We start from the raw sequence: 19,753 nt of genomic DNA on the forward strand, positions 1-19,753 counted from the left end.
ACGCGCAACGCCCGCGTACGGCCACGCCCCGCGAGGCGCCCCCAGTCCCGGTACGTGATGCCGTCGGCACTGCCCTCCACCCGCAGGCCCGGGATGTCGCCACCGGTCCACTCGGCCTCGACCTCCCGCACCGCGAGCGCCGCGCCGAGGTCCACGACCAGACGGCCGTCCTTCCCCGGCCGCCACGCGCTGTCCGCGTCCCCGTCGACGGCCGCGGCCGGGTCCGACATGCCCGCCGGCAGCGGACTCGTGGGGAACACCGTCCGGCCCAGCGCCAGATCGTCCGCCGGATGGGCGGCCGCCCCGCGCAGCCGCACCACGACCGGCCGGCCGCCGGAACGCACCGAGACCACCGCGGTCCTGCCCTGCGCGCGCACCCGCACCCGGCAGGAGGCCCCCGAGAGCCGCACCGTGGCCCCGTCCTCGACACTCACCCGCAGCCCGGCGGGCAGCGCCCGGCCCGAGACCGGCGCCAGCGTGAACCGGGGCGCCAGCAGCACCGCCCGCGCGCCGCGCAGCTCGCTCTCGTGGACGACCCCCTCCCGCGTCACCGTCTGCGTTCCCGCGAAGACCAACCGCTCGGCACCGTCCTGCGGCACCGAAACCCGGGTGCGCACGTCCTCGGCCGAGAAGTTGAAGAGGCTCAGGTGCTCCTCCACGTACGCCGCCCGCACCCGCGGGTCCTCCGCCGACGGCGCCTTCCGCGCCGCCAGCGCCCGCAGCCGGGCGGGCGTGGCGGCCGGGTACCCCTCGACCACCACGGGAGCGGCGGGACCGTCGCTCAGGACGATCGCGTCGTCGTACACGGACAGGGGGTGCTCGCGGTCCGCGCCGCGCACCACGAGACCGGCGCGGCCGTCCACGTCGAGCCAGCCGCCATGACTGCGGGCCCGCGCCTCGGGATAGACGGCCAGGTCCTCCCACCGCTCCCCGTCCGCCGAACCCTGCACGCGGTAGCCGCGCCCGGCCGCCGCCTCCCAGCGCAGCGTCACCTCCGCGATCTCCCGCGCGGCACCGAGGTCGACAGCGAGCCAGCTGTCCGCCCGCTCGCGGTCCGCGACGGACACAGCCCAGCGCGTCGCCCCGTCACCGTCGACCGCCCGCTCCGCCCCCATGCCCGGAGCCGACGACGACGCCGTCGCCGTACCCCCGCGCGCGAGGTCCTCGCCACCGGCCGCCGCGCGCGCCTCGAAGGCGAACAGCGAGTAGCCGTACGCCGGATCGGGCCGCACCCCCTGCATCCGCAGGTGCCGCACCGCGGTACGCGGCACGTCGAGCGTGTCGACACGCCCGCCGGCCGCGGGCGCGCTCTCCCCGTCCCGCGCCGCCACCTTCACCGAGCCCTCCGCGAAGCGGAAGGTACGGGAGCCGCCGAGCCCGGCCATCCCCGGCATGGTCAGGTTGTACACCTCCAGACGCCCCTCGGCCGCCGCCGTGCCGCTGCTCGCGTAGACCACCGCGCCCGAGCCCAGCGTCGTGAACCCGGCCCAGCCGGTGTCGAGGCGGAACAGCGTCGCGCTGCCGTCGAAACCGTCGCGCACCTTCGTCCAGGTCTCCACCGACCGGCCCGAGACCGTGCCAGCCGTCGAGGGCAGGAACATCGGCGTGCCGCCACTCAGCTTGAAGAGCCAGTCGTCGTGCGCCGGCTGCCAGGCGAACTTCACGAACCCCGGCTTGCTCACCGCCGCCGCCCACGCCGCGGGGGACTGGTGCGAGACGAGCCCGGGGCCGGTGCCGAAGTCCCGCACCCCGGACGCCCGCGCGAAGAACTCCTCGCGGGAGAGCGGCCTCACCGTCGTGTGCGCCGTCCACACGTGCAGCAGGTAGCTCAGGGCGATCTCGGCGCGCGCCTCGGGCTCGTACTTCGGCTCGCCGGAGAACTTCGCGAGCCGGTAGCGCGGCGCGTACTGCTGGTACGCCTCAAGACGGGCCGCGAGTTCGGCCTCAGCGCGGGCCGCGGCACGGTCTCCCTTGACCCGCGCGAGGAAGGCGAGCGGGATGACGTCGCGCCCGTAGAGATGCTCGCGGTCGTTGACCATCGGCATCAGCGGCTCGCCCGCGTCGCTCATGACACCGAGCAGGGTCTGCCACAGCGGGTCGCCGTTGGGCTGCTTCGTCAGCACCTCCGGCAGCGGCTTGCCCGCGGCGAGGAAGTGCGAGGAGTTGCGGCCCGAGGTGCGCCACAGCTCCTCCTGGTAGTGCGGGCCGAAGGAGCCGTGGTTCTCGACGATGAACGTGTCGTAGAGGTTGCGCGCGGTGTTGGCCGAGACCGGCACGCCGTCCACCAGCGCCGGGTTGGCGAGGTCGGCGGGCGGCAGCCCGGCCTCGTTGCGCGACCAGGTGCCGAAGCGCTCACTCCACGCGGCGTGGCGGGCGTCGTCACCGGCCCAGGCCAGCGCAGGGGCGAGGGACTGCGTGTAGACGCCCATCTCCTCCAGCTTTGTGTCCCCCACGAAGCCGCCGGTGAGGCCGTGCGGCGTCCAGGAGCCCGAGGCCGGATCGTCCCCGGTGCCGAGAGCTTCCGTGTAGGCGGCCTGACCGCGCAGGAGCCCGTCGACATGGCCGCGGGTGGTCTCGTCCAGCTCGGACCACAGGAGCTTCGCCGCCATGACGAAGTACGACTGGAAGGTGGTGTCGAAGAAGAGCGTGCGGCCCCACTGGTCGCCGCCGTTGAGACGGTTGGACGCGGCGAAGTGGCGCAGGGTGGCGAGGGTGCGGCTGCGCAGAGTGTCCCGGTCCACGCCGGTCAGCCCGCTGTCGTAGCGGCCGTGGGTGAGGAGCACGGCGTTGCCCAGGACGACGGCGAACCCGAAGTCCTTGTCCGTGTAATAGCCGCGGGCCGCGTCCCACTGCGTCTCCGACCAGCGGGTGTGCTGGGCGAGGACACGGAGGTAGGTGGCGGCGATGTCGTCGGGGGTCGCGGCCGTCCCGGCGCGGGTCCCGGCGGCCGACGCCTGCGCGGCTCCGGCGCCGACGGGCAGAGCGCTCAGCGCGCCTCCGGCGGCGAGGAGTTGGAGGAAGCGTCGGCGGCGGACGTGGGTGGGGTCGGGCGACACGGCGGGGGCCTTCCGTTTGGACAACGTTGTCAAGGCGCATTCTTGACACGCCTCCTGGCGGGAGTCAACGGGTCTGCCCCGGGACGTAGCGGGGGGTTTCGCGCCGCGAGCCCCCTCCGCGAGTTGGCTGGAAAAGCCTGTGCCGCGACGTCTATCCCCGAACAAGCTCTGGGCAGCGACGACTTGCCGCCGATGGCCCGCTCATTGGGGGCGCCGGAGCGGTTCGCAGTGGCGCGGGCTGGCACGGGCTCCGCGCTGCCCTGGCGTTCACTTCCGGGCGGCTGTGCCTTCGCGGTGTGTGGGCGCTGTCGGTGATGAGGGTTTCGTCGGGGTGCGTGGTGCTTTACGAGTTGGTGCGTGATAGCGGGTGAGGTGTCGTGCCACGTGGATGGCATGATCCCGCTGTGGCGATCATGGTCAATCGGGCGGTGCTGGCGCATCGACTGTTCACGGGGCTCTCCCGGCGTCATCTTGCGTGCTTGGTCGAAGAGTTGGCCGAGCCGTGGCAGGCCGGGGTCGAGGGTCGCCGCCATGCTGTGCGAGGCGGGGCCCGCAAGCGGGCCGAAGGCGCCGGCGCCCGCCATCAGCTGGTGTTCGTCGACCGGTTGGTGGCCACACTCATCCACCTGCGGCACGACCTGCCGCACTCGGTGCTGGGGCTGCTGTCAGGTGTCGACCGATCCACGGTCACCCGGGCGATCGGAGAGGTGCGCACGCTCTTGGCGGAGCGGGGGTGCGCGGTTCCCGACCGTCCCGGCCTGCGGCTTCGGACTCTGGCGGATGTGTTTGCCTACGCCCAGGCCGAAGGTGTCGAGCTGCGTCTGGACGCCACCGAGATCCAGGTCCGCCGGCCACCGGCCGGCCGCGGCGGCCGGCGCGCATTCGTCTCGGGCAAGAAGAAGCAGAACACGATGAAGGCCACCGTGATCGCCGGCTGGCGGGGCCGCACGTTATGGACCGATGCCCTACGACCTGGGCGTATGCACGACGCCACCGCCGCCCGCGACGAAGGCATCGCCATCTGCTTCCAGCACTTCCCCGACGTCGAGGTCCTGTTGGACGACGGCTACCTGGGGCTGAGCCGCGACCATCGCGGGCAGGCGATCACGCCGCCGAGAAAACCCCGGCCGGGAGCACTGCCCGACAGAGTCGAACAACGGGGACGCGACCGCCACGGCCACTCGTCCGACCGCATCACCGTCGAACACGCCCTCGCTGATCACAAACGCTGGAAGCAACTGACCCGCTGGACACATCGCCGCGACCGCCTGCCCGACACCTACCGCGCCATCGCCGGCCTCGTCTCCGACCGCAACACCAGCATCTGAAAACGGCCCTGATCAGGCAAACACACCTCACCCCCTATCACGCACGGGCCCTGACCCTGGAGTTTGGACACCGGAGAGACTTGGATCTTGATGGTCCAGGAGAACGGAGTCCCTGTGGGGATGAAGCATTACCCCGCCGAGTTCAAGGCGGACGCGGTCGCGTTGTACCGGTCGCGTCCGGGAGCGACGATCAAGTCGGTCGCCGCCGATCTCGGAGTGAACACCGAGACGCTGCGGAACTGGATCCGGGCCGCCGACGGACGCCGCGCCGGTGCCCATTCCGCCCCCGCAACGGCACCGCAGCCTGCCGGTGACCCGGTTCAGGCGGAGCTGGCCGCCGCGCGCAAGAGGATCCGCGAGCTGGAGGAAGAACGCGACATCCTCCGCAAGGCGGCCCGGTATTTCGCGACGGAGACGCGCTGGTGAACCGCTGCCAGTTCGTTGAGGATCACCAGCGCCGATACGGCGTGAAGCGGCTCTGCGACATTCTCGGGATCGCCCGCTCGAGTTTCTATTACTGGCGTCGCACCGCCCCGGCTCGCATGGCCCGTCAGGCCGCTGACGACCGGCTCGCGGCCCGGATACGCAAGGCCCACAAGGAGTCCGACGGCACCTACGGAGTCCCGAGGATCACTGCCGAGCTCCGCGACGAGGGCGGCCAGGCGGTCAACCACAAGCGCGTTGCCAGGATCATGCGGACCATCGGCCTCGAAGGGGTCCGTCTGCGGCGCCGGCACCGCACCACCATCGCCGACCCGGCCACCGCGAAGGCCCCGGACCTGATCGGCCGCGACTTCACCGCGAAGGAGATCAACACCAAGTACGTCGGTGACATCACCTACTTGAGCGTCGGCGGCGGACGGTTCTGCTATCTCGCGACAGTGATCGACCTGTGCTCGCGCCGCCTGGCAGGCTGGGCGATCGCCGACCACATGCGCACCGAGCTCGTCATCGACGCCCTCGCCGCCGCGGAACGGACCCGCGGCAGTCTGAACGGGGCGATCATGCACACCGATCACGGAGCCCAGTACACCAGCGGGGCCTTCGCGGACGCCTGCCGCCGGGCCGGTGTCCTGCAGAGCATGAGCGCCGTCGGGTCCAGCGCGGACAACGCCGCCGCCGAATCGTTCAACGCCAGCTTTAAAAGGGAGACGTTGAAGGGCCGAAAGGGCTGGTCAAGCGAGCGCGAGGCACGACTCGACGCCTTCCACTGGCTGTCCCGCTACAACACCCGACGCCGTCATTCCCGGCTCGGCCAGCGAGCCCCGATCACCTACGAGATCACCGTCCACCCAACCTCAACTACCCTGGCCCGAGCCGCATAGACGTGTTCAAACTCCAGGGTCAAGGCCCCACCAGTTCGTTACGAGCTGGTGCGTGATTGCGGTTGGGGAGGGATCGCGCGAGGGTGGGATGATCCAGTCCGTGGTGATCACGGTCGACCGGAACGTTCTCGCGCATCAGCTGTTCACCGGTGTCTCCCGGCAGCATCTGGCTTGCCTGGTCGAGGAGTTGGCTGGCCCGTGGCAGGCCATGATTGAGGGGCGTCGTCACGAGGCTCGCGGCGGGGCCAGGAAACGTGAGGCGGGGGCCGGTGCCCGGCATCGGCTGGTGTTCGTCGACCGGCTGGTCGTCACGCTGATTCACCTGCGGCACGATCTCCCGCACTCCGTCCTGGCCCTGTTGTCCGGTGTCGACCGTTCCACCGTTACCCGCGCGGTCGGAGAGATGCGCGGGCTCCTGGCCGAACGCGGATGCGCGGTCCCTGACCGTCCTGGCCTGCGGCTTCGGACCCTGGCGGATGTGTTCGCCTACGCCCAGGCCGAGGGCATCGAGCTGCGGCTGGATGCCACCGAGATCCAGGTCCGCCGGCCCGCAGCCGGCCGCGGCGGACGCCGGGCGTTCGTCTCGGGCAAGAAGAAGCAGAACACGATGAAGGCCACTGTCGTTGCCGACCATCAGGGCCGCACTCTCTGGACCGACGCCCTGCGGCCAGGCCGGATGCACGATGCGACCGCCACACGCAACGAAGGTATCGGAACCTGTTTCCAGCACTTCCCGGACGTGGAAGTGCTTCTGGACGACGGCTACCTCGGTCTCCGGCGTGATCACCCCGGCCAGGCGATCACACCGCCCAGAAAACCAAACAAGATCGCTTTGCCGCACGTGCACGCCGCCAGAGAAGAGGCCCGGCACCGACACTCATCGAAGCGCATCACCGTCGAGCACGCGCTTGCCGACCACAAACGCTGGAAACAGCTGACCCGCTGGACGCACCGGCGAGAGGCCCTGCCCGACACCTACCGGGCCATCGCCGGCCTCGTCTCCGACCGAACCGCCAACGCGTAACCACGCCCCTGATCAGGCAAACACGCCTCAACCGCAATCACGCACCAGTTCGTTACCGAGGTTGAACTCGGGATGTCGTGTTGCTGGTCAGGCGGGTCGGATGGTCAGGCCGGTCTCGATGAGACAGCCGTCTATGAGGTGGCTGCGGTACTGGATGTGCCGTAGGCCGCGCCGGACGGTCTGGACGAGGTGTTGCGGGGTGCTGAAGGCGACGTTGGAGAGCCAGCCACGTCGCAGGAGTGACCAGGGGTCTGTCAAACGAGCGGTGTAAGTAGGGTTGTTGAGGGTTACTGGCGGGCTGCGGAGAGTCGGCCGTCGAAGGTGATGTCGAAGGCGTTGAGAGCGGTTTTCCAGCGCATGGTCCAGCGGGCCTGGCCCTTGCCGGTCGGGTCGAGCGACATGATCGCCATGTAGACGCACTTCAGGGCGGCCTGTTCGTTCGGGAAGTGCCCCCGGGCTTCACCGCCCGGCGGATCCTGGCGTTGACGGACTCGATCGCGTTGGTGGTGCAGACGATGCGGCGGATCTCAATGTCGAAGCGCAGGAACGGGGTGAACTTTTCCCACGCGTTCTCCCAGAGCCTGACGTCGCCGGATACTTCTTGCCCCATGCGTCGGCGAACTCCGCGAACCGATCGAGGGCCGCGTCCTCGGTCGCCGCGGTGTAGACGGGCTTGAGGACCTTGGCGATCTTGTCCCAGTCCTGGCGGGCGGCATAGCGGAAGGAGTTCCGCGGCAGATGGACCACGCAGGTCTGCACGACGGTGCGGGGCCAGACGGTCTCGACCGCGTCGGGCAGGCCCTTGAGCCCGTCGCATACGAGCATGAGGACGTCGTTCACGCCGCGGTTCTTGATCTCGGTGAGGATGTGCATCCAGTGCTTGGCGCCCTCGCCGCCGTCGCCGGCCCACAGCCCGAGAATGTCCCGCCGGCCCTCGACGGTGACGGCCAGGGCGACGTAGATGGGCCGGTTGGCGACCGCGCCGTCGCGGATCTTTACGTGGATGGCGTCGATGAAGACGACCGGGTAGACGGCGTCCAGGGGCCGGTTCTGCCATTCGGCCATGCCTTCGAGGACCTTGTCGGTGATCGTGGAGATCGTCTGGCGCGACACGTCGGCGCCATAGACCTCGGCCAGGTGGGCCTGGACCTCGCCGGTGGTCAGGCCCTTCGCCGCGAGTGAGATGACCATCTCGTCGACGCCGGACAAACGCTTCTGGCGCTTCTTGACGATCTTCGGTTCGAAGGAGCCCTCGCGGTCGCGGGGCACGGTTGTCTCCACCGGGCCCACGTCGGTCAGTACGGTCTTGGCGCGGGTGCCGTTGCGGGAGTTGCCGCCGTTCTTCCCCGCCGGGTCGTGCTTGTCATAGCCGAGGTGGTCGGTGATCTCGCCCTCGAGGGCCGACTCCAGGAGTCGTTTGGTCAGCTGCTGGAGCAGCCCGCCCTCGCCGGTCAGCTGCAGGCCCTCCGCCTGAGCCCGGCCCACCAACTCGTCGATCAGCCGGTCGTCCACAGACTTCGACGGCACCGTCTCAGACGGCTCGACGGGCTCGGCCTTGGTCACGTTGTTGCTGGTCATCGATGCATCTTCCATGATCGGGAGTTACACCGAACGTTTTACAGTCCCTCCCTCGCGGAACGTCTCGGCCAGCACCGCACCACGCCAGCCGCCCGCGACTTCATCGACCGCGCACACAGCGTGCTTGCCGCCTGAGAAGCTGTTTTCAAAGGCGAGGGCTGTGAGCGCCGTCTTTGGGGTCACCCGTTTGGCGGTGCGGAGTGAGCGGATATGCCTGACGGGGGTGACGGTGGCAGTGTCTGCAGATCTCCGTCAGAGGAGTTTGGTCATGATCATCAAGAAGTTGCACGAGGCGGGTTTGCGTAGTGATCACGCCTATACGGCTGCTGTGGTCTCGATCGGGCTGTCGTTCCTGTCGTGGACGGCGTCGGTCAAGGGAGAGGCAGCGGGTACGGACCGTGCTGACCGGTGGGGGATTTTCGTGGGTGAGTGGGCGCCGACGTTCTTCGGCCTGGGACTCGCACTCGCGCAGTACGAGAAGGACTGACCGGCAGCTGGTTCCGGTGGGGTCGGCCGGTGGCCGGCCCCACCGGCGCGTCAGACGTCGGCCGCAGGTCCTGCTGAGTGACGGCGTCGCATGCTCATGGCCAGGCGTCTGGTCATAAGGGTGATGGCGGCCCAGGTGATGATCGTTTCCGAGTGCTGGATGAGCCGCTCGTAGTCGCGGGAGTGTCCAATAGACGGCGGATCCGATGATCAAGGAGTCGCCTGATGAGTGAGACCATCACCGAGCACGGGGCCGTGGAGGAGTCGGTCGTCGAGTCGGCCGCGGAAGCGGTGTCGGACGAGCAGTTGATTGGCATGCTGGTCGACCGTGCCCGTTCCGATGGGCTTCAGCTGACCGGGGAGGGCGGGCTGCTGCGGCGGCTGACCGAGCGGGTGCTGGAGTCCGCCCTGGAGGGCGAGATCACCGACCACGTCGGCTGTGAAAAGCACGATGCGGCGGGCCGGAACAGCGGCAACTCCCGTAACGGCACGCGGGTCAAGACCGTGTTGACCGATGTCGGGCCGGTAGAGGTGAAGGTGCCCCGCGACACCGCCGGCACCTTCGAGCCGCAGCTGGTCAAGAAGCGGCAGCGCCGTTTGACCGGTGTGGATGAGATGGTGCTGTCGCTGTCCGCGAAGGGCCTCACCCACGGTGAGATATCGGCTCATCTGGCCGAGGTGTACGGGGCGGAGGTGTCCAAGCAGACTGTCTCCACGATCACCGACGCGGTGATGGAGGGCATGGCCGAGTGGCAGTCGCGTCCGCTCGATCGCGTCTACCCTGTCGTCTTCGTAGACGCCATCAACGTGAGGATTCGCGATGGCAAGGTCGCTAACCGGCCGATCTGCGTGGCGATGGCCGTCACCGTCGAGGGTACCCGTGACATTCTCGGCATCTGGGCCGGTGACGGTGGCGAGGGTGCCAAGCACTGGCTCCAGGTCTTCACCGAGCTGAAGGATCGCGGAGTTGAGGATGTCCTCATGCTGGTCTGCGACGGACTGAAAGGCCTGCCGGACGCTGTCGAGACGGTCTGGCCCCGCACGGTCGTCCAGACGTGCATCGTTCACTTGATTCGCAACAGCATCCGCTATCGCGCCCGGCAGGACTGGGACAGGGTCGCCAAGGACTTGAAGCCCGTTTACACGGCGCCGAGCGAGGCCGCCGCGACCGAGCGGTTCCTGGAGTTCTCCGAGAAGTGGGGCTCCAAGTATCCGGCTGTGATCAAGCTGTGGTCGGACGCCTGGGCCGAGATGGTGCCCTTCTTGTCCTTCGACGTCGAGATCCGCAAGGTCATCTGCAGCACGAATGCGATCGAGAGCGTCAACGCCCGCATCCGCGAGGCCGTCCGGGCCCGCGGTCACTTCCCGTCGGAGGCCGCCGCGTTGAAGTGCGTCTACATGGCGCTGATGAGCCTGGACCCGACAGGCAAGGGCCGACGCCGCTGGACGATGCGCTGGAAGGCCCCGCTGAACGCCTTCCAGATCGCCTTCGAAGGCCGCCTCACCCCCACCACCACCCACTGAACCTCAACAACCAAGATCGGGCCTTGACCCTGGAGTTTGAACACGTCTATGCGGCTCGGGCCAGGGTAGTTGAGGTTGGGTGGACGGTGATCTCGTAGGTGATCGGCGGTATCAGGATCGGCTCAGGCGCAGGGTGGCGAGTGGGGGGGGCGGACCTTCCGGGACGGGCCGTGGTTCGGGGGCTGTTTCGACCAGCCCTTTCGGCCCTTCAACGTCTCCCTTTTAAAGCTGGCGTTGAACGATTCGGCGGCGGCGTTGTCCGCGCTGGACCCGACGGCGCTCATGCTCTGCAGGACACCGGCCCGGCGGCAGGCGTCCGCGAAGGCCCCGCTGGTGTACTGGGCTCCGTGATCGGTGTGCATGATCGCCCCGTTCAGACTGCCGCGGGTCCGTTCCGCGGCGGCGAGGGCGTCGATGACGAGCTCGGTGCGCATGTGGTCGGCGATCGCCCAGCCTGCCAGGCGGCGCGAGCACAGGTCGATCACTGTCGCGAGATAGCAGAACCGTCCGCCGCCGACGCTCAAGTAGGTGATGTCACCGACGTACTTGGTGTTGATCTCCTTCGCGGTGAAGTCGCGGCCGATCAGGTCCGGGGCCTTCGCGGTGGCCGGGTCGGCGATGGTGGTGCGGTGCCGGCGCCGCAGACGGACCCCTTCGAGGCCGATGGTCCGCATGATCCTGGCAACGCGCTTGTGGTTGACCGCCTGGCCGCCCTCGTCGCGGAGCTCGGCAGTGATCCTCGGGACTCCGTAGGTGCCGTCGGACTCCTTGTGGGCCTTGCGTATCCGGGCCGCGAGCCGGTCGTCAGCGGCCTGACGGGCCATGCGAGCCGGGGCGGTGCGACGCCAGTAATAGAAACTCGAGCGGGCGATCCCGAGAATGTCGCAGAGCCGCTTCACGCCGTATCGGCGCTGGTGATCCTCAACGAACTGGCAGCGGTTCACCAGCGCGTCTCCGTCGCGAAATACCGGGCCGCCTTGCGGAGGATGTCGCGTTCTTCCTCCAGCTCGCGGATCCTCTTGCGCGCGGCGGCCAGCTCCGCCTGAACCGGGTCACCGGCAGGCTGCGGTGCCGTTGCGGGGGCGGAATGGGCACCGGCGCGGCGTCCGTCGGCGGCCCGGATCCAGTTCCGCAGCGTCTCGGTGTTCACTCCGAGATCGGCGGCGACCGACTTGATCGTCGCTCCCGGACGCGACCGGTACAACGCGACCGGGCCGACGCCGCTGGACGATGCGCTGGAAGGCCCCGCTGAACGCCTTCCAGATCGCCTTCGAAGGCCGCCTCACCCCCACCATCCAAACTCCAGGGTCAGGGCCCATCAGCCGTTGACTGGACAGACCCGCGTGACTGCCCTGCGGGCTACGCACGCCGGCCCGCGCCCCAGTGGGCGGTACCCGCAACAGGTCTTTCGGCGGTATCAGGATCGGCTCAGGCGCAGGGTGGCGAGTGGGGGGGGCGGACCTTCCGGGACGGGCCGTGGTTCGGGGGCTGTTTCGATGCTGACCGCCGCCGCCGGCGCGACGGAGCGGATGCGGCTGGGGCGATGGTGACGTCGGCACCGCATTCACACATCACGGGGGTGACCTGCGGGAATGGTGATCAGATGTGGATGCCGATGGGTCTGAATCACCTTGGTACGGTATTTAAGCTTGCTACGGGTTAATGCCACACGATCAGATGAATCGCAGGGCGTACAGGGGTGACACCGCGAAGGACTGCCGAGAATTCGGGGCGTGGCCCTTTCCCCTTCCTCAGGTTCCGCCGGTTCTTCCGGTTCCGCCGGTGTGCTCCCGCCCACTTACCCGGTCCTGCTCGGTGGTGTGCCTGAGCTGGGTGAGGGCTGGGTGCACTGGCCGAGGAGCAGCGCGATACTGCGGGAGCCGTACGACGTGCTGGCGCTCAAGGCGCGTCTCGACCATGGTCGCGCCACCCCGGAGGACCAGGCCGACCCGCGGATCGCAGGGAGGGTTGCGCGGTCCACCGGGGCGCAGGCGCTCGCGGCGCTGGCGCTGGCTCGTCAGGCGCAGCCCGTCTGGGCGCGGGTCCCGCTGAGTCGGCGGCTGGAATTCGTCCACGCGGTTCACCGGCTTCTCCGGGAGCGGGCTGAGGAGTTCGTCGGGGTCCTGGTGTCCGAGGGGCAGCCTGTGCGCGTGGCCCACTGGACCCTGTCGGCGGTTCTGAACCTGACACATCCGGACTCGCTGGACCATGCGCGGTCCGCCCTGGTGTGGGAGGGCTCGCAGGCGGGCCGGCGGATACGGCTGGTGCGCAAGCCGGACGGGGTGGTGTGCCTCGACCCGGCGCGTAACGCCCCGGTGGCCACTGCCCTCGCCGGGATTCCCACCCTTGCGGGCGGCAACGCGCTGATCGTCAACGCCCCGCCGTCGGTTCCGCTCAGCGTCGCCTATCTCTTCCACGAGCTGGTCGATCCGCTGCTGTCGGAGTACGGAGCGCCGCCCGGCACGCTCAGTGTGCTCTGCGCGCCGGCCCGGCCCATGCTGCGCACGTGGCTCGACTCGCCCGACTGTGACGACATCTTCTTCTTCGGTGGTTCCCGGCAGGGCGCCGAGCTGACCAGGTCCTGTCTGGAGCACGACAAGAAGCCCATCATGGAGCTCGCCGGAAACGACGCCCTGGTGGTGTGGCGGGACGCCGATCTCCTGTCGGCTGCCGAAGCCGCGCTGGAGCGGTACCAAGGATCCGGGCAGCTGTGCCTCGCCCCAAAGTTCGCCCTGGTCCACCCGGCGGTGGCCGACGAGTTCACCGCGCTGCTGCGGAGCCGGGTGACGGCGTTGCGTGTGGGCCCGCCGGAGGACCCCGACGTCGTCCTCACCCCCGTGGTCAAGCGCGCCGAGTGCAAGGACGTGCTCGACGACGCCGTGTCCAAGGGCGCCGAACTGTTCTGCGGGGGCGAACTCGTCGATGTGGAGGGCAGGCCGACTTCTCGGGGACCGTTCATCACACCAATTCTGCTGCGGGTACGCGGGCTGCGGAAGGCCGCGACGATGCGGGCGGTGGCCGAGGAGACGTTTTACCCGCTGATGTGCCTCATCGTGCCCGAGAGCGCTTTGGACGCGTCGCGGCCCGCAGACCCCGGGCACGGAACAACAGGCGGGGGTCCTGCCGGCCCCGGGGATCGGGAGGACGCCGCGCTACTGGACGCCTTCCTCGCGTTCGTCAACGCCAACCGGTACGGACTGCGCAACTCCTTGTGGGCCCGGGACCCGGCCGTCATCCACAGGTTCACCGGTGAGGTGACCAACGGAGGCGTGCTGAAGGTCAACGACAGCCACATCGGCACCCTGCCGGTCCTTCCCATCATCGGCGGCACCGGCCTGTCCGGCGGAGTGTTCGGCGAGGCCAACATCCCGCTGCTACGCACCACCCGGCTCCAGGGCATCAGCATCGGCACCGGCGCCGAGGACCACTTCGATCACCTCGGAGCGGCCGGCCTCCAGCAGCCTTCCCCGCACCCGGAAGAAGCCACCCCCCTGCCCGGGACACGAAAGCCCGGCGCCACGAAACCCGACAAGGAAAGCAGGCACACCTCATGACCACGACCTCCGGCACTCCACTGCTGCACCGCAAGATCGACGTCTGCTTCGGGCATTTCGACACGGACGGCAGCGGCTCGATCGACCGCGAGGACCTGCTCACCCTCGGTTCGCAGCTCCTGGCGAAGTTCGGTGAGCCCGCCACCTCCCCCAAGGGCACCACCCTGATGGACGGGCTGGCCCGGTTCTGGGACGCCTTGGTGGCCGCCGCCGACGTGGACGGGAACCAGCGGATCTCCCCCGAGGAGTACCGCGCCGGTATGACCGGCGCGTTCGTCACCCCGGCCGGGGGCTTCGACACCTCACTGCTCCCCCTGGCCAAGGCGATTTGCGCGCTGCTCGACACCGACGGCGACGGAGAGGTCAACGAAAGCGAGTTCCAGGCATGGCAGGAGGTGTTCGGCACCGCGCCCGCCGACCGGGCCACCGCGTTCCGGAAACTGGACGGGGACGGGGACGGCCGGCTGAGCGCCGACGAACTTCTCGTCGCCATCCGCCAGTACTACGTCAGCCCCGAGTCCGAGGCGGCGGGCAACTGGCTCTACGGACCGGTGGCCTGAACGCCTGACCGCGCGCCGGGCCGAGCCGACCGCAGCCGCGCCGACCCACGCAAGGGGCTTGCGCTCCCGGCCGGCGGAAGCCGGCGTGCGGACCTCGGAACACCCCGTGCGAGCGGCGCCCGCCTCGCCCTTCGGCTGCTCGCCGACGGCGGCCCCCGCCCGGCTCTCCGCGCGCACACATGGCCACCTGTGCTGACGGAATGTCCAGGACCGGACATGGTCCGGCGTGATCCCTACACGCACGGCCACCGCCGCGGCCACTCAGTCGGCGGTATCGGGCTCCTGGCCGCCCGCCCGCTTCGGCTGTGGGGGTCCAGGAGTCAGCATTTCCAGGAGCAGCGCGCTCAATCGCTCGTCCGATACGTCGGGGAGGTGGTCGAAGGCACCGGAACCACGGGCCAGGACGACGCCGATGAAGGCGGCGGAGATGAGTTCGGCGCGCAGCTCCGGCTGGTCCGCGCCTTCCGCCGAAAGGCGGCGGCGCAGCGGTTCGACCACACGGCGGTGGAGCTCGGCGCGGGTGGCCAGCTGGCCCGCCGGGTCCTCGTGGGGACGGACGGCGACTTGGTAGATGGGGTTGGGACCGTGCCGCCGGGTGAGGTCGAGAATGACCGCGATCCGGCCGGGGTGGAGCAGATCGACGATTTCGAGGGAGCCGTCGCCCATACGTAGCGTGGCGATGTAGAGCTGCGCCTTGCCACCGAAGTAGCGGGCGATCATCGCCGGGTCGACACCGGCGCGCCTGCCGATGGCCCGCGCGGTGGTGCGGTCGTAGCCGTGCTCGGCGAACAGTTCGCTCGCGGCCTTCAGCAGCCTGTCGCGGCTGCCTGCGGAGTCCCGTCTCGGCTGGCCCGCTTCAGTCGGGTTCGTCGCGCTCATTCCGCAGGCCTTTCGTCGAGTCCGCTCAGTACCGGCCCCGGCTCCAACGACGGCGGTGTGGCCTCCGCCACCGACCCTACGTGTTCCGGGGACGGGACGGTCGTTATTGTCCGCTTGCCGCCGCGGCGCAGCGGCACGAGCACGGCCACCACAGCGCTGGCGAGCCACACGACGCAGCTGAGCAGTCCCACGGTGGTGTAGCCGCTGGAAGTGGGGTACGCCGCCCCCGCGTGGGTGTGCCCCTCCAGCACGGCTGCGCTCAACGCGCTGCCGACCGCGTAACCGATGTACCGCAGCACCTGGTTGAAGCTCATCGCGCTGCCGGTCTCGTGGGACGGAACCGCGCGGACGAGGAAACCGGGAATCACCGCGAAAATGATCCCGACGCCCAGGCCGGCGACGAACATGACCACCACGATCTGCGTCATGTTCTCCCGCCACAAGGTGAACATCGCCATCGCGGCGAGCAGGATCAGGCAGCTCATCGGAAGCACGGTCCGCGGCGAGGTCCGGCGCACCAGTACCGGGGTGAGCCGGTTGGCCAGGAAGCTGCCCACAGAGAAGGGGGTCAGCGCCAAACCGGCCACGACCACCGTCTGCCCCAGCCCGTAGCCCGTCGAGGAGGGCGTCTGCACCAGCCTGGTCACGGTGGACAGCAGCAGGTACATGCCCACGCCTGCCAGGACCGCCGCCGCGCTCGCGGTCATCACCGATCTGTCACGCACCAAGCGCAGCGCGACCAGCGGATGAGCGGTTCGCAGTTCCCACACCACCCACACGGTGAACAGCAGCAGGGACGCGACGATCATGCCATCGACACGCGGGGAGATCCAGCCCCAGCTCTCGCCTTCGCTGATCGCCACCAGCAGCGACGCGGTGCCAGCGGTCAGCAGCACCGCTCCGAGGACGTCCAGCGGAGCGGGGGCCCGGTGCCGTGGGGCCGGCACGGCCCACGCCGCGGCGGCCAGGCCCAGTGCGCTGGCCACCGCCCCGAGCCAGTAGGCAGCCCGCACGCCTCCCCACTGGGCCACCAGACCGGTGAGCGGATAGCCCAGGCCCACACCTGTCACCGCTGTTATGGAAAGCAGCGCTATTACCGGCACGGCCCGCCCGATGGGCAGCACGTCCCGGGCCACGGCGATGGTCAGCGGTGTGAGTCCCAGCCCGACGCCCTGAAGCGCACGGCCCACCAGCAGCGTCGCAAAGCCCAGCGGTAGCGCGGCCAGGACGCAGCCGACGACAACCAGCGCGAGTGCGCCGACGATCACGGTCCTGCGGTGCGGTCCGTCGCCGAACCTCCCCATCACCGGAGTCGCCACCGCCGCCACCAGTTGTGTGATCGTCAGTGACCACTGCGCGTCGGTCACCGACACGTGGTCCATCGCCGCGATGGAGGGGATCAGTGGGGCTCCGAGGCTGCCGATCACCGCCGTGACCAGGCAGATGAATGTCAAGCAGGGCACCAGCGCCCGCAGCCGTGCCGGCTCCATCTCGCTCCTCACTTGGCGGCCCGAAGGATCACCACCCGACGTCTACATGCGATGTCTACGCTTGATGATAATCCCTCCTCGCGCGTCCGTCGTAGGAACGCCTCAGCATCGAGGGAGCGGATCATCGCGGCGTCCCGCGCGCCCGCGAGATCCAGGTGGGCGGTGTGAGGGTCCGAAACGACGGTCACACAGCCTTGGGCACGGCCCGCTGCACGTCACGGGAGCGACCGGTCAGGGCGGGCACCTCGGGCGTGGTTTTGTTCGCGCCGGAGCCCATCAGAATCTCCCCGTGTGCTCAGCGCGGCCGGATGCGAAGCCGGTCGCCGATGACGGAGGCTCCGGGGCGCGGTTCGTTCTCGTGGTACCAGGCTTGCGTCGGAACCCGGACCGGCTCGCCACCCGGCCGGTGACACCGCAGGAGTGGCAGGCCGCGGCCCCGCAGGAGCGGGCCGCCGTCCGTGACGTGGCGCGGGACATCCCGGCACTGTTCGACGAGGGCTCGGCCTACCCGGCCAAGCACCGTGCCCGGCTCTCGGACTTCTTCGTCTTCGCCGGCATGGGCCCGGCCCTACGCGATCTGCTGAAGAGGTGGACGGCCCCGGGGCGGCCGCTGACCACCAACGTCGAGTTCGCGCGCTACCGGCGCGGCGACACGCTCGGCGAGCACTCCGACGCCGAGTCGGACACCTTGTTCGTCCTCAACTTGTACCTGGACCCGGGCTACCGAGAGGGCGACGGTGGTGTCCTCGGCTTCCGGGACGAGGAGGGCCGTGAGCATCTGATGCCGCCCCGATTCAACAGCGTTTCCGTGATGCCGATCCGGCCGGGCTGCGTGCACTGGGTCACCTCCTGGCGGGCCGACCACGCCGGTCGCCACACGGTCAGCATTGCCGTCGTTCCCGCGTCCGCCGGTGAGGTGAAGTGACATGCCGTGCAGCAACGAGAGCGGCCCTGCAGAGCCCGTGGCGGCCCGCGGCGACGGCTGCGTCGTCCTCGCCTTCCCCCCGCTCGTCGAGTCCAGCTTTGGCCGCTACTTCCCGTCGACGACCGTCCTCGCCGGTTTTCTACACAGCCGGGGGGTCCGCACCCACCAGTGGGACCTCAACGAGGAGTTCGCCCTGCACCTGCTCGACTCCGGCCACCTGACGGAGGCGGGCGCGGGCCGACTCGTCGGCCTGGACGGCTGCCATCCCGAAGAGATGAGCGCCGTGGCGGGCCGTTGGCTCGCCCGCCGTCGCGACGCCCTCTTCGACGAGGACGGCCGGCATACCTTCGCCGCCGAGTCCGGTCCGGCGTTCCTGCTGTCGGCGCTGGCGCAGCCGTACCTAATCGACCCAGAGGCCGAGTGGCTGACCGACGCGGCACTGATGCGCTCGGAGCGGACGCTGATCTATCGCGCGTACTACGCCTCGCTCGACCTGGCCTCTCGGCTTCCCGCGGAGGCCCGGCCGCTGGGGATCTCCGTCCCTATGGGACCGCAGCTCGTGCCCGCGCTCCTGCTCGCCGAGGCCGTCAAACGCATCCGGCCTGACGTGCGGACGGTGCTCGGCGGTCCGACGTTGTCCCTGATGAACGAGTCCGACCTGGCCCGTCTGCTGGAGGTCCACCATCAGGTCGACGCGGTCGTGCGCTTCGACGGTGAGGCGCCCCTGCTCGCCCTGTACCAGCAGGCCGCCGCGGGCGAGTGGCGGCCGACCGAGGTCAGGGGGGTGTCCGCCATGGCCGACGGGGAGACCGTCCACGCCTTGCCTGCACCCGGGCTGCATCCCAATACGCTGCCGCCTGCCGCGTACGACCCCGCGCTGATGGCCCGGCTGGTCGGTCACGAGATGGGCATCGTGCAGGCGCGCGGCTGCTACTGGGGCAAGTGCGACTACTGCGACTTCGTCGAGCTGTACGACGGGTCCCCGCCCTACAGGGGACGTTCCGTGCAGAGCTTCATGGCCGAGCTGGAGCACCAAGTGAGGACGCACGATGTGCGCCATTTCGAGCTGATCACCGAGTCGATCCCGCCCGCGTTTGCCCGCCGGTTCTCCCAGGCGGTTCTCGACCGCGGGATGGACATCACGTGGAACTCGTTCGCCATGGTGGACCGACGTTTCGACGCCGAGCTGCTTCAGCTAATGGTCCGGGCCGGCTGCGAGTACCTGATCATCGGCATGGAGACGACGAACTCCCGGGTGCTGAAACTGGTGCACAAGTCCGCGGACCGCCAGGAGAACCTGCGATTCATCCGCGAGGCCCACCGGGCCGGCATGAAGCTGCGGATCAACCTGATCCCCGATCTGCCCTCCACCACGCTGGAGGAGGCCATGGAGTCCCTTCGAGACGTGGCCGAACTCGCCGACTGCGTCGAGTCGTTCACAGTCTTCCCGTTCGAGGCGACCCGCTCCTCCGAGGTGGGCCGCCACCCCGAGCGATTCGGCCTGGTCGTCCGGGACGGCGGCAGCGTGCTCGCCAACCAGGCGCAGTACGCGCTCAACCACCTCGGCAACATCGACCCGGCGATGACCCGTGAGGAACGCATCGGTGTCCACCGCGCCTTCAAGGACTTCGCGATCGGTCACGGCTCCGCGCACATGCGCCGCACCGGCGACGAGTTCCTCGACCGGCTGCCCGGCGAAGACGAGGCGTTCCGGCTGGCCGTTGCATCGCTGGACGTCCTCCCCCGCGGCGACGAGTTGGTCGTCACACACATCCTGCGCCGTGAGCGCACGGTCCTGCCCGCCGTCGTGGCCCGAGGCCTCGGCCCCTGGCTGGACGGGACGCCGCTGACCCGCCGCGAGCTGACGGACGTCTACGGCCCGGCCGGCGGGGCTGCGGTCCTGCGGCAGCTGGTCGGGGCCCAGATGCTGACCGCCGCCACCGCCGGGCGTCCGGAGCCGGCCCTGGCCTGACCCCGCCGGCCCACCCCGCCGGCCGTTCGCCGCCGCGCCGCGCACCGACCCC

Annotated in this window: 14 protein-coding genes and 3 pseudogenes; 9 read left to right on the forward strand and 8 right to left on the reverse strand. The window is 69.6% G+C overall.

Going from position 1 to position 19,753, the window contains the following annotated elements; all coding sequences use genetic code 11:
* Nucleotides 1–3,056, reverse strand: a 3,056-nt coding sequence (locus tag SSBG_RS28985; RefSeq protein WP_037870863.1) for a discoidin domain-containing protein, incomplete at its 3' end; no start/stop codon positions are given.
* 413 nt (nt 3,057–3,469) lie between these two features.
* Between SSBG_RS28985 and SSBG_RS28990 the strand changes: the two genes are divergently transcribed.
* From SSBG_RS28990 to SSBG_RS29005, 3 genes are all read left to right on the forward strand, one after another.
* On the forward strand, nt 3,470–4,384 hold the full coding sequence (locus tag SSBG_RS28990) for a transposase family protein (protein ID WP_008749587.1): 915 nt from the start codon (nt 3,470–3,472) through the stop codon (nt 4,382–4,384).
* A gap of 114 nt (nt 4,385–4,498) precedes the next feature.
* Nucleotides 4,499–5,709 (forward strand): IS3 family transposase gene (locus SSBG_RS29000; protein WP_086023026.1). Its coding sequence is split into 2 segments (ribosomal slippage): nt 4,499–4,790 and nt 4,790–5,709, totalling 1,212 coding nucleotides; the frame shifts between segments, so codons are not numbered across the junction.
* A gap of 88 nt (nt 5,710–5,797) precedes the next feature.
* Complete coding sequence (locus SSBG_RS29005) at nt 5,798–6,733, forward strand: transposase family protein (protein ID WP_008744639.1); 936 nt, start codon at nt 5,798–5,800, stop codon at nt 6,731–6,733.
* Nucleotides 6,734–6,820: 87 nt separating this feature from the next.
* Here the strand turns inward: SSBG_RS29005 and SSBG_RS31855 are convergent.
* Nucleotides 6,821–6,979, reverse strand: a pseudogene (locus SSBG_RS31855) (transposase); the annotation flags it as partial.
* Between the two features lie 41 nt (nt 6,980–7,020).
* Nucleotides 7,021–8,311 (reverse strand): annotated as a pseudogene (locus SSBG_RS29010) (IS256 family transposase).
* Nucleotides 8,312–8,579: 268 nt separating this feature from the next.
* Here SSBG_RS29010 and SSBG_RS29015 point away from each other — a divergent pair.
* A complete protein-coding gene (locus tag SSBG_RS29015) occupies nt 8,580–8,798 on the forward strand; it encodes a hypothetical protein (protein ID WP_031031882.1) in 219 nt (72 codons plus the stop codon).
* Nucleotides 8,799–8,857: 59 nt separating this feature from the next.
* Here the strand turns inward: SSBG_RS29015 and SSBG_RS36270 are convergent.
* Nucleotides 8,858–8,983 (reverse strand): annotated as a pseudogene (locus SSBG_RS36270) (IS5/IS1182 family transposase); the annotation flags it as partial.
* A 39-nt stretch (nt 8,984–9,022) separates the two neighbouring features.
* Between SSBG_RS36270 and SSBG_RS29020 the strand changes: the two are divergent.
* Nucleotides 9,023–10,321 carry an IS256 family transposase gene (locus SSBG_RS29020; RefSeq protein ID WP_037870866.1) on the forward strand — a complete coding sequence of 433 codons (1,299 nt, stop codon included), beginning with the start codon at nt 9,023–9,025 and terminating at the stop codon, nt 10,319–10,321.
* Nucleotides 10,322–10,443: 122 nt separating this feature from the next.
* Here SSBG_RS29020 and SSBG_RS29025 read toward each other — a convergent pair whose 3' ends face one another.
* Both SSBG_RS29025 and SSBG_RS29030 read right to left on the reverse strand, forming a co-directional pair.
* Nucleotides 10,444–11,265 carry an IS3 family transposase gene (locus SSBG_RS29025; protein WP_078491436.1) on the reverse strand — a complete coding sequence of 274 codons (822 nt, stop codon included), beginning with the start codon at nt 11,263–11,265 and terminating at the stop codon, nt 10,444–10,446.
* Nucleotides 11,262–11,471 (reverse strand): hypothetical protein, encoded by a 210-nt coding sequence (locus SSBG_RS29030; RefSeq protein WP_234010693.1) that lies wholly within the window; start codon nt 11,469–11,471, stop codon nt 11,262–11,264. The genes SSBG_RS29025 and SSBG_RS29030 overlap by 4 nt, the downstream gene beginning before the upstream one ends.
* 739 nt (nt 11,472–12,210) lie before the next feature.
* Here SSBG_RS29030 and SSBG_RS29035 point away from each other — a divergent pair.
* Together SSBG_RS29035 and SSBG_RS29040 are read left to right on the forward strand one after the other, a co-directional pair.
* Nucleotides 12,211–13,875, forward strand: coding sequence for an aldehyde dehydrogenase family protein (locus SSBG_RS29035; RefSeq protein ID WP_234010694.1), 1,665 nt, complete (start codon nt 12,211–12,213; stop codon nt 13,873–13,875).
* Nucleotides 13,872–14,435, forward strand: a complete 564-nt coding sequence (locus SSBG_RS29040) for an EF-hand domain-containing protein (RefSeq protein WP_008749592.1) — start codon at nt 13,872–13,874, stop codon at nt 14,433–14,435. Before SSBG_RS29035 ends, SSBG_RS29040 begins: the two co-directional genes overlap by 4 nt.
* 261 nt (nt 14,436–14,696) lie before the next feature.
* Here SSBG_RS29040 and SSBG_RS29045 read toward each other — a convergent pair whose 3' ends face one another.
* Nucleotides 14,697–15,314 (reverse strand): TetR/AcrR family transcriptional regulator, encoded by a 618-nt coding sequence (locus SSBG_RS29045; RefSeq protein WP_037870870.1) that lies wholly within the window; start codon nt 15,312–15,314, stop codon nt 14,697–14,699.
* Entirely contained in the window at nt 15,311–16,804 is a 1,494-nt protein-coding gene (locus SSBG_RS29050) for an MFS transporter (RefSeq protein ID WP_008749594.1), read from the reverse strand. Before SSBG_RS29050 ends, SSBG_RS29045 begins: the two co-directional genes overlap by 4 nt.
* A 370-nt stretch (nt 16,805–17,174) precedes the next feature.
* Here SSBG_RS29050 and SSBG_RS29055 point away from each other — a divergent pair, with 370 nt between their 5' ends.
* Both SSBG_RS29055 and SSBG_RS29060 read left to right on the forward strand, forming a co-directional pair.
* Nucleotides 17,175–17,729: a 2OG-Fe(II) oxygenase family protein gene (locus SSBG_RS29055; RefSeq protein ID WP_158677826.1), complete on the forward strand. Its 555-nt coding sequence runs from the start codon at nt 17,175–17,177 to the stop codon at nt 17,727–17,729.
* A gap of 1 nt (nt 17,730) precedes the next feature.
* Nucleotides 17,731–19,701, forward strand: a complete 1,971-nt coding sequence (locus SSBG_RS29060) for a B12-binding domain-containing radical SAM protein (RefSeq protein WP_008749597.1) — start codon at nt 17,731–17,733, stop codon at nt 19,699–19,701.
* The last annotated feature ends 52 nt before the right edge of the window (nt 19,702–19,753 follow it).

Source organism: Streptomyces sp. SPB074 (genome assembly GCF_000154905.1).
In the GTDB taxonomy this organism is placed as follows: Bacteria; Actinomycetota; Actinomycetes; order Streptomycetales; family Streptomycetaceae; genus Streptomyces.

Excerpts from the sequence above, each read along its gene's own strand:
- SSBG_RS28990 (WP_008749587.1), top strand. The coding sequence starts at position 3,470 with ATGGTCAATCGGGCGGTGCTGGCGCATCGACTGTTCACGGGGCTCTCC.
- SSBG_RS29005 (WP_008744639.1), top strand. The coding sequence starts at position 5,798 with ATGATCCAGTCCGTGGTGATCACGGTCGACCGGAACGTTCTCGCGCAT.
- SSBG_RS29015 (WP_031031882.1), top strand. The coding sequence starts at position 8,580 with ATGATCATCAAGAAGTTGCACGAGGCGGGTTTGCGTAGTGATCACGCC.
- SSBG_RS29020 (WP_037870866.1), top strand. The coding sequence starts at position 9,023 with ATGAGTGAGACCATCACCGAGCACGGGGCCGTGGAGGAGTCGGTCGTC.
- SSBG_RS29040 (WP_008749592.1), top strand. The coding sequence starts at position 13,872 with ATGACCACGACCTCCGGCACTCCACTGCTGCACCGCAAGATCGACGTC.
- SSBG_RS29045 (WP_037870870.1), bottom strand. The coding sequence starts at position 15,314 with ATGAGCGCGACGAACCCGACTGAAGCGGGCCAGCCGAGACGGGACTCC.
- SSBG_RS29050 (WP_008749594.1), bottom strand. The coding sequence starts at position 16,804 with ATGGAGCCGGCACGGCTGCGGGCGCTGGTGCCCTGCTTGACATTCATC.
- SSBG_RS29060 (WP_008749597.1), top strand. The coding sequence starts at position 17,731 with ATGCCGTGCAGCAACGAGAGCGGCCCTGCAGAGCCCGTGGCGGCCCGC.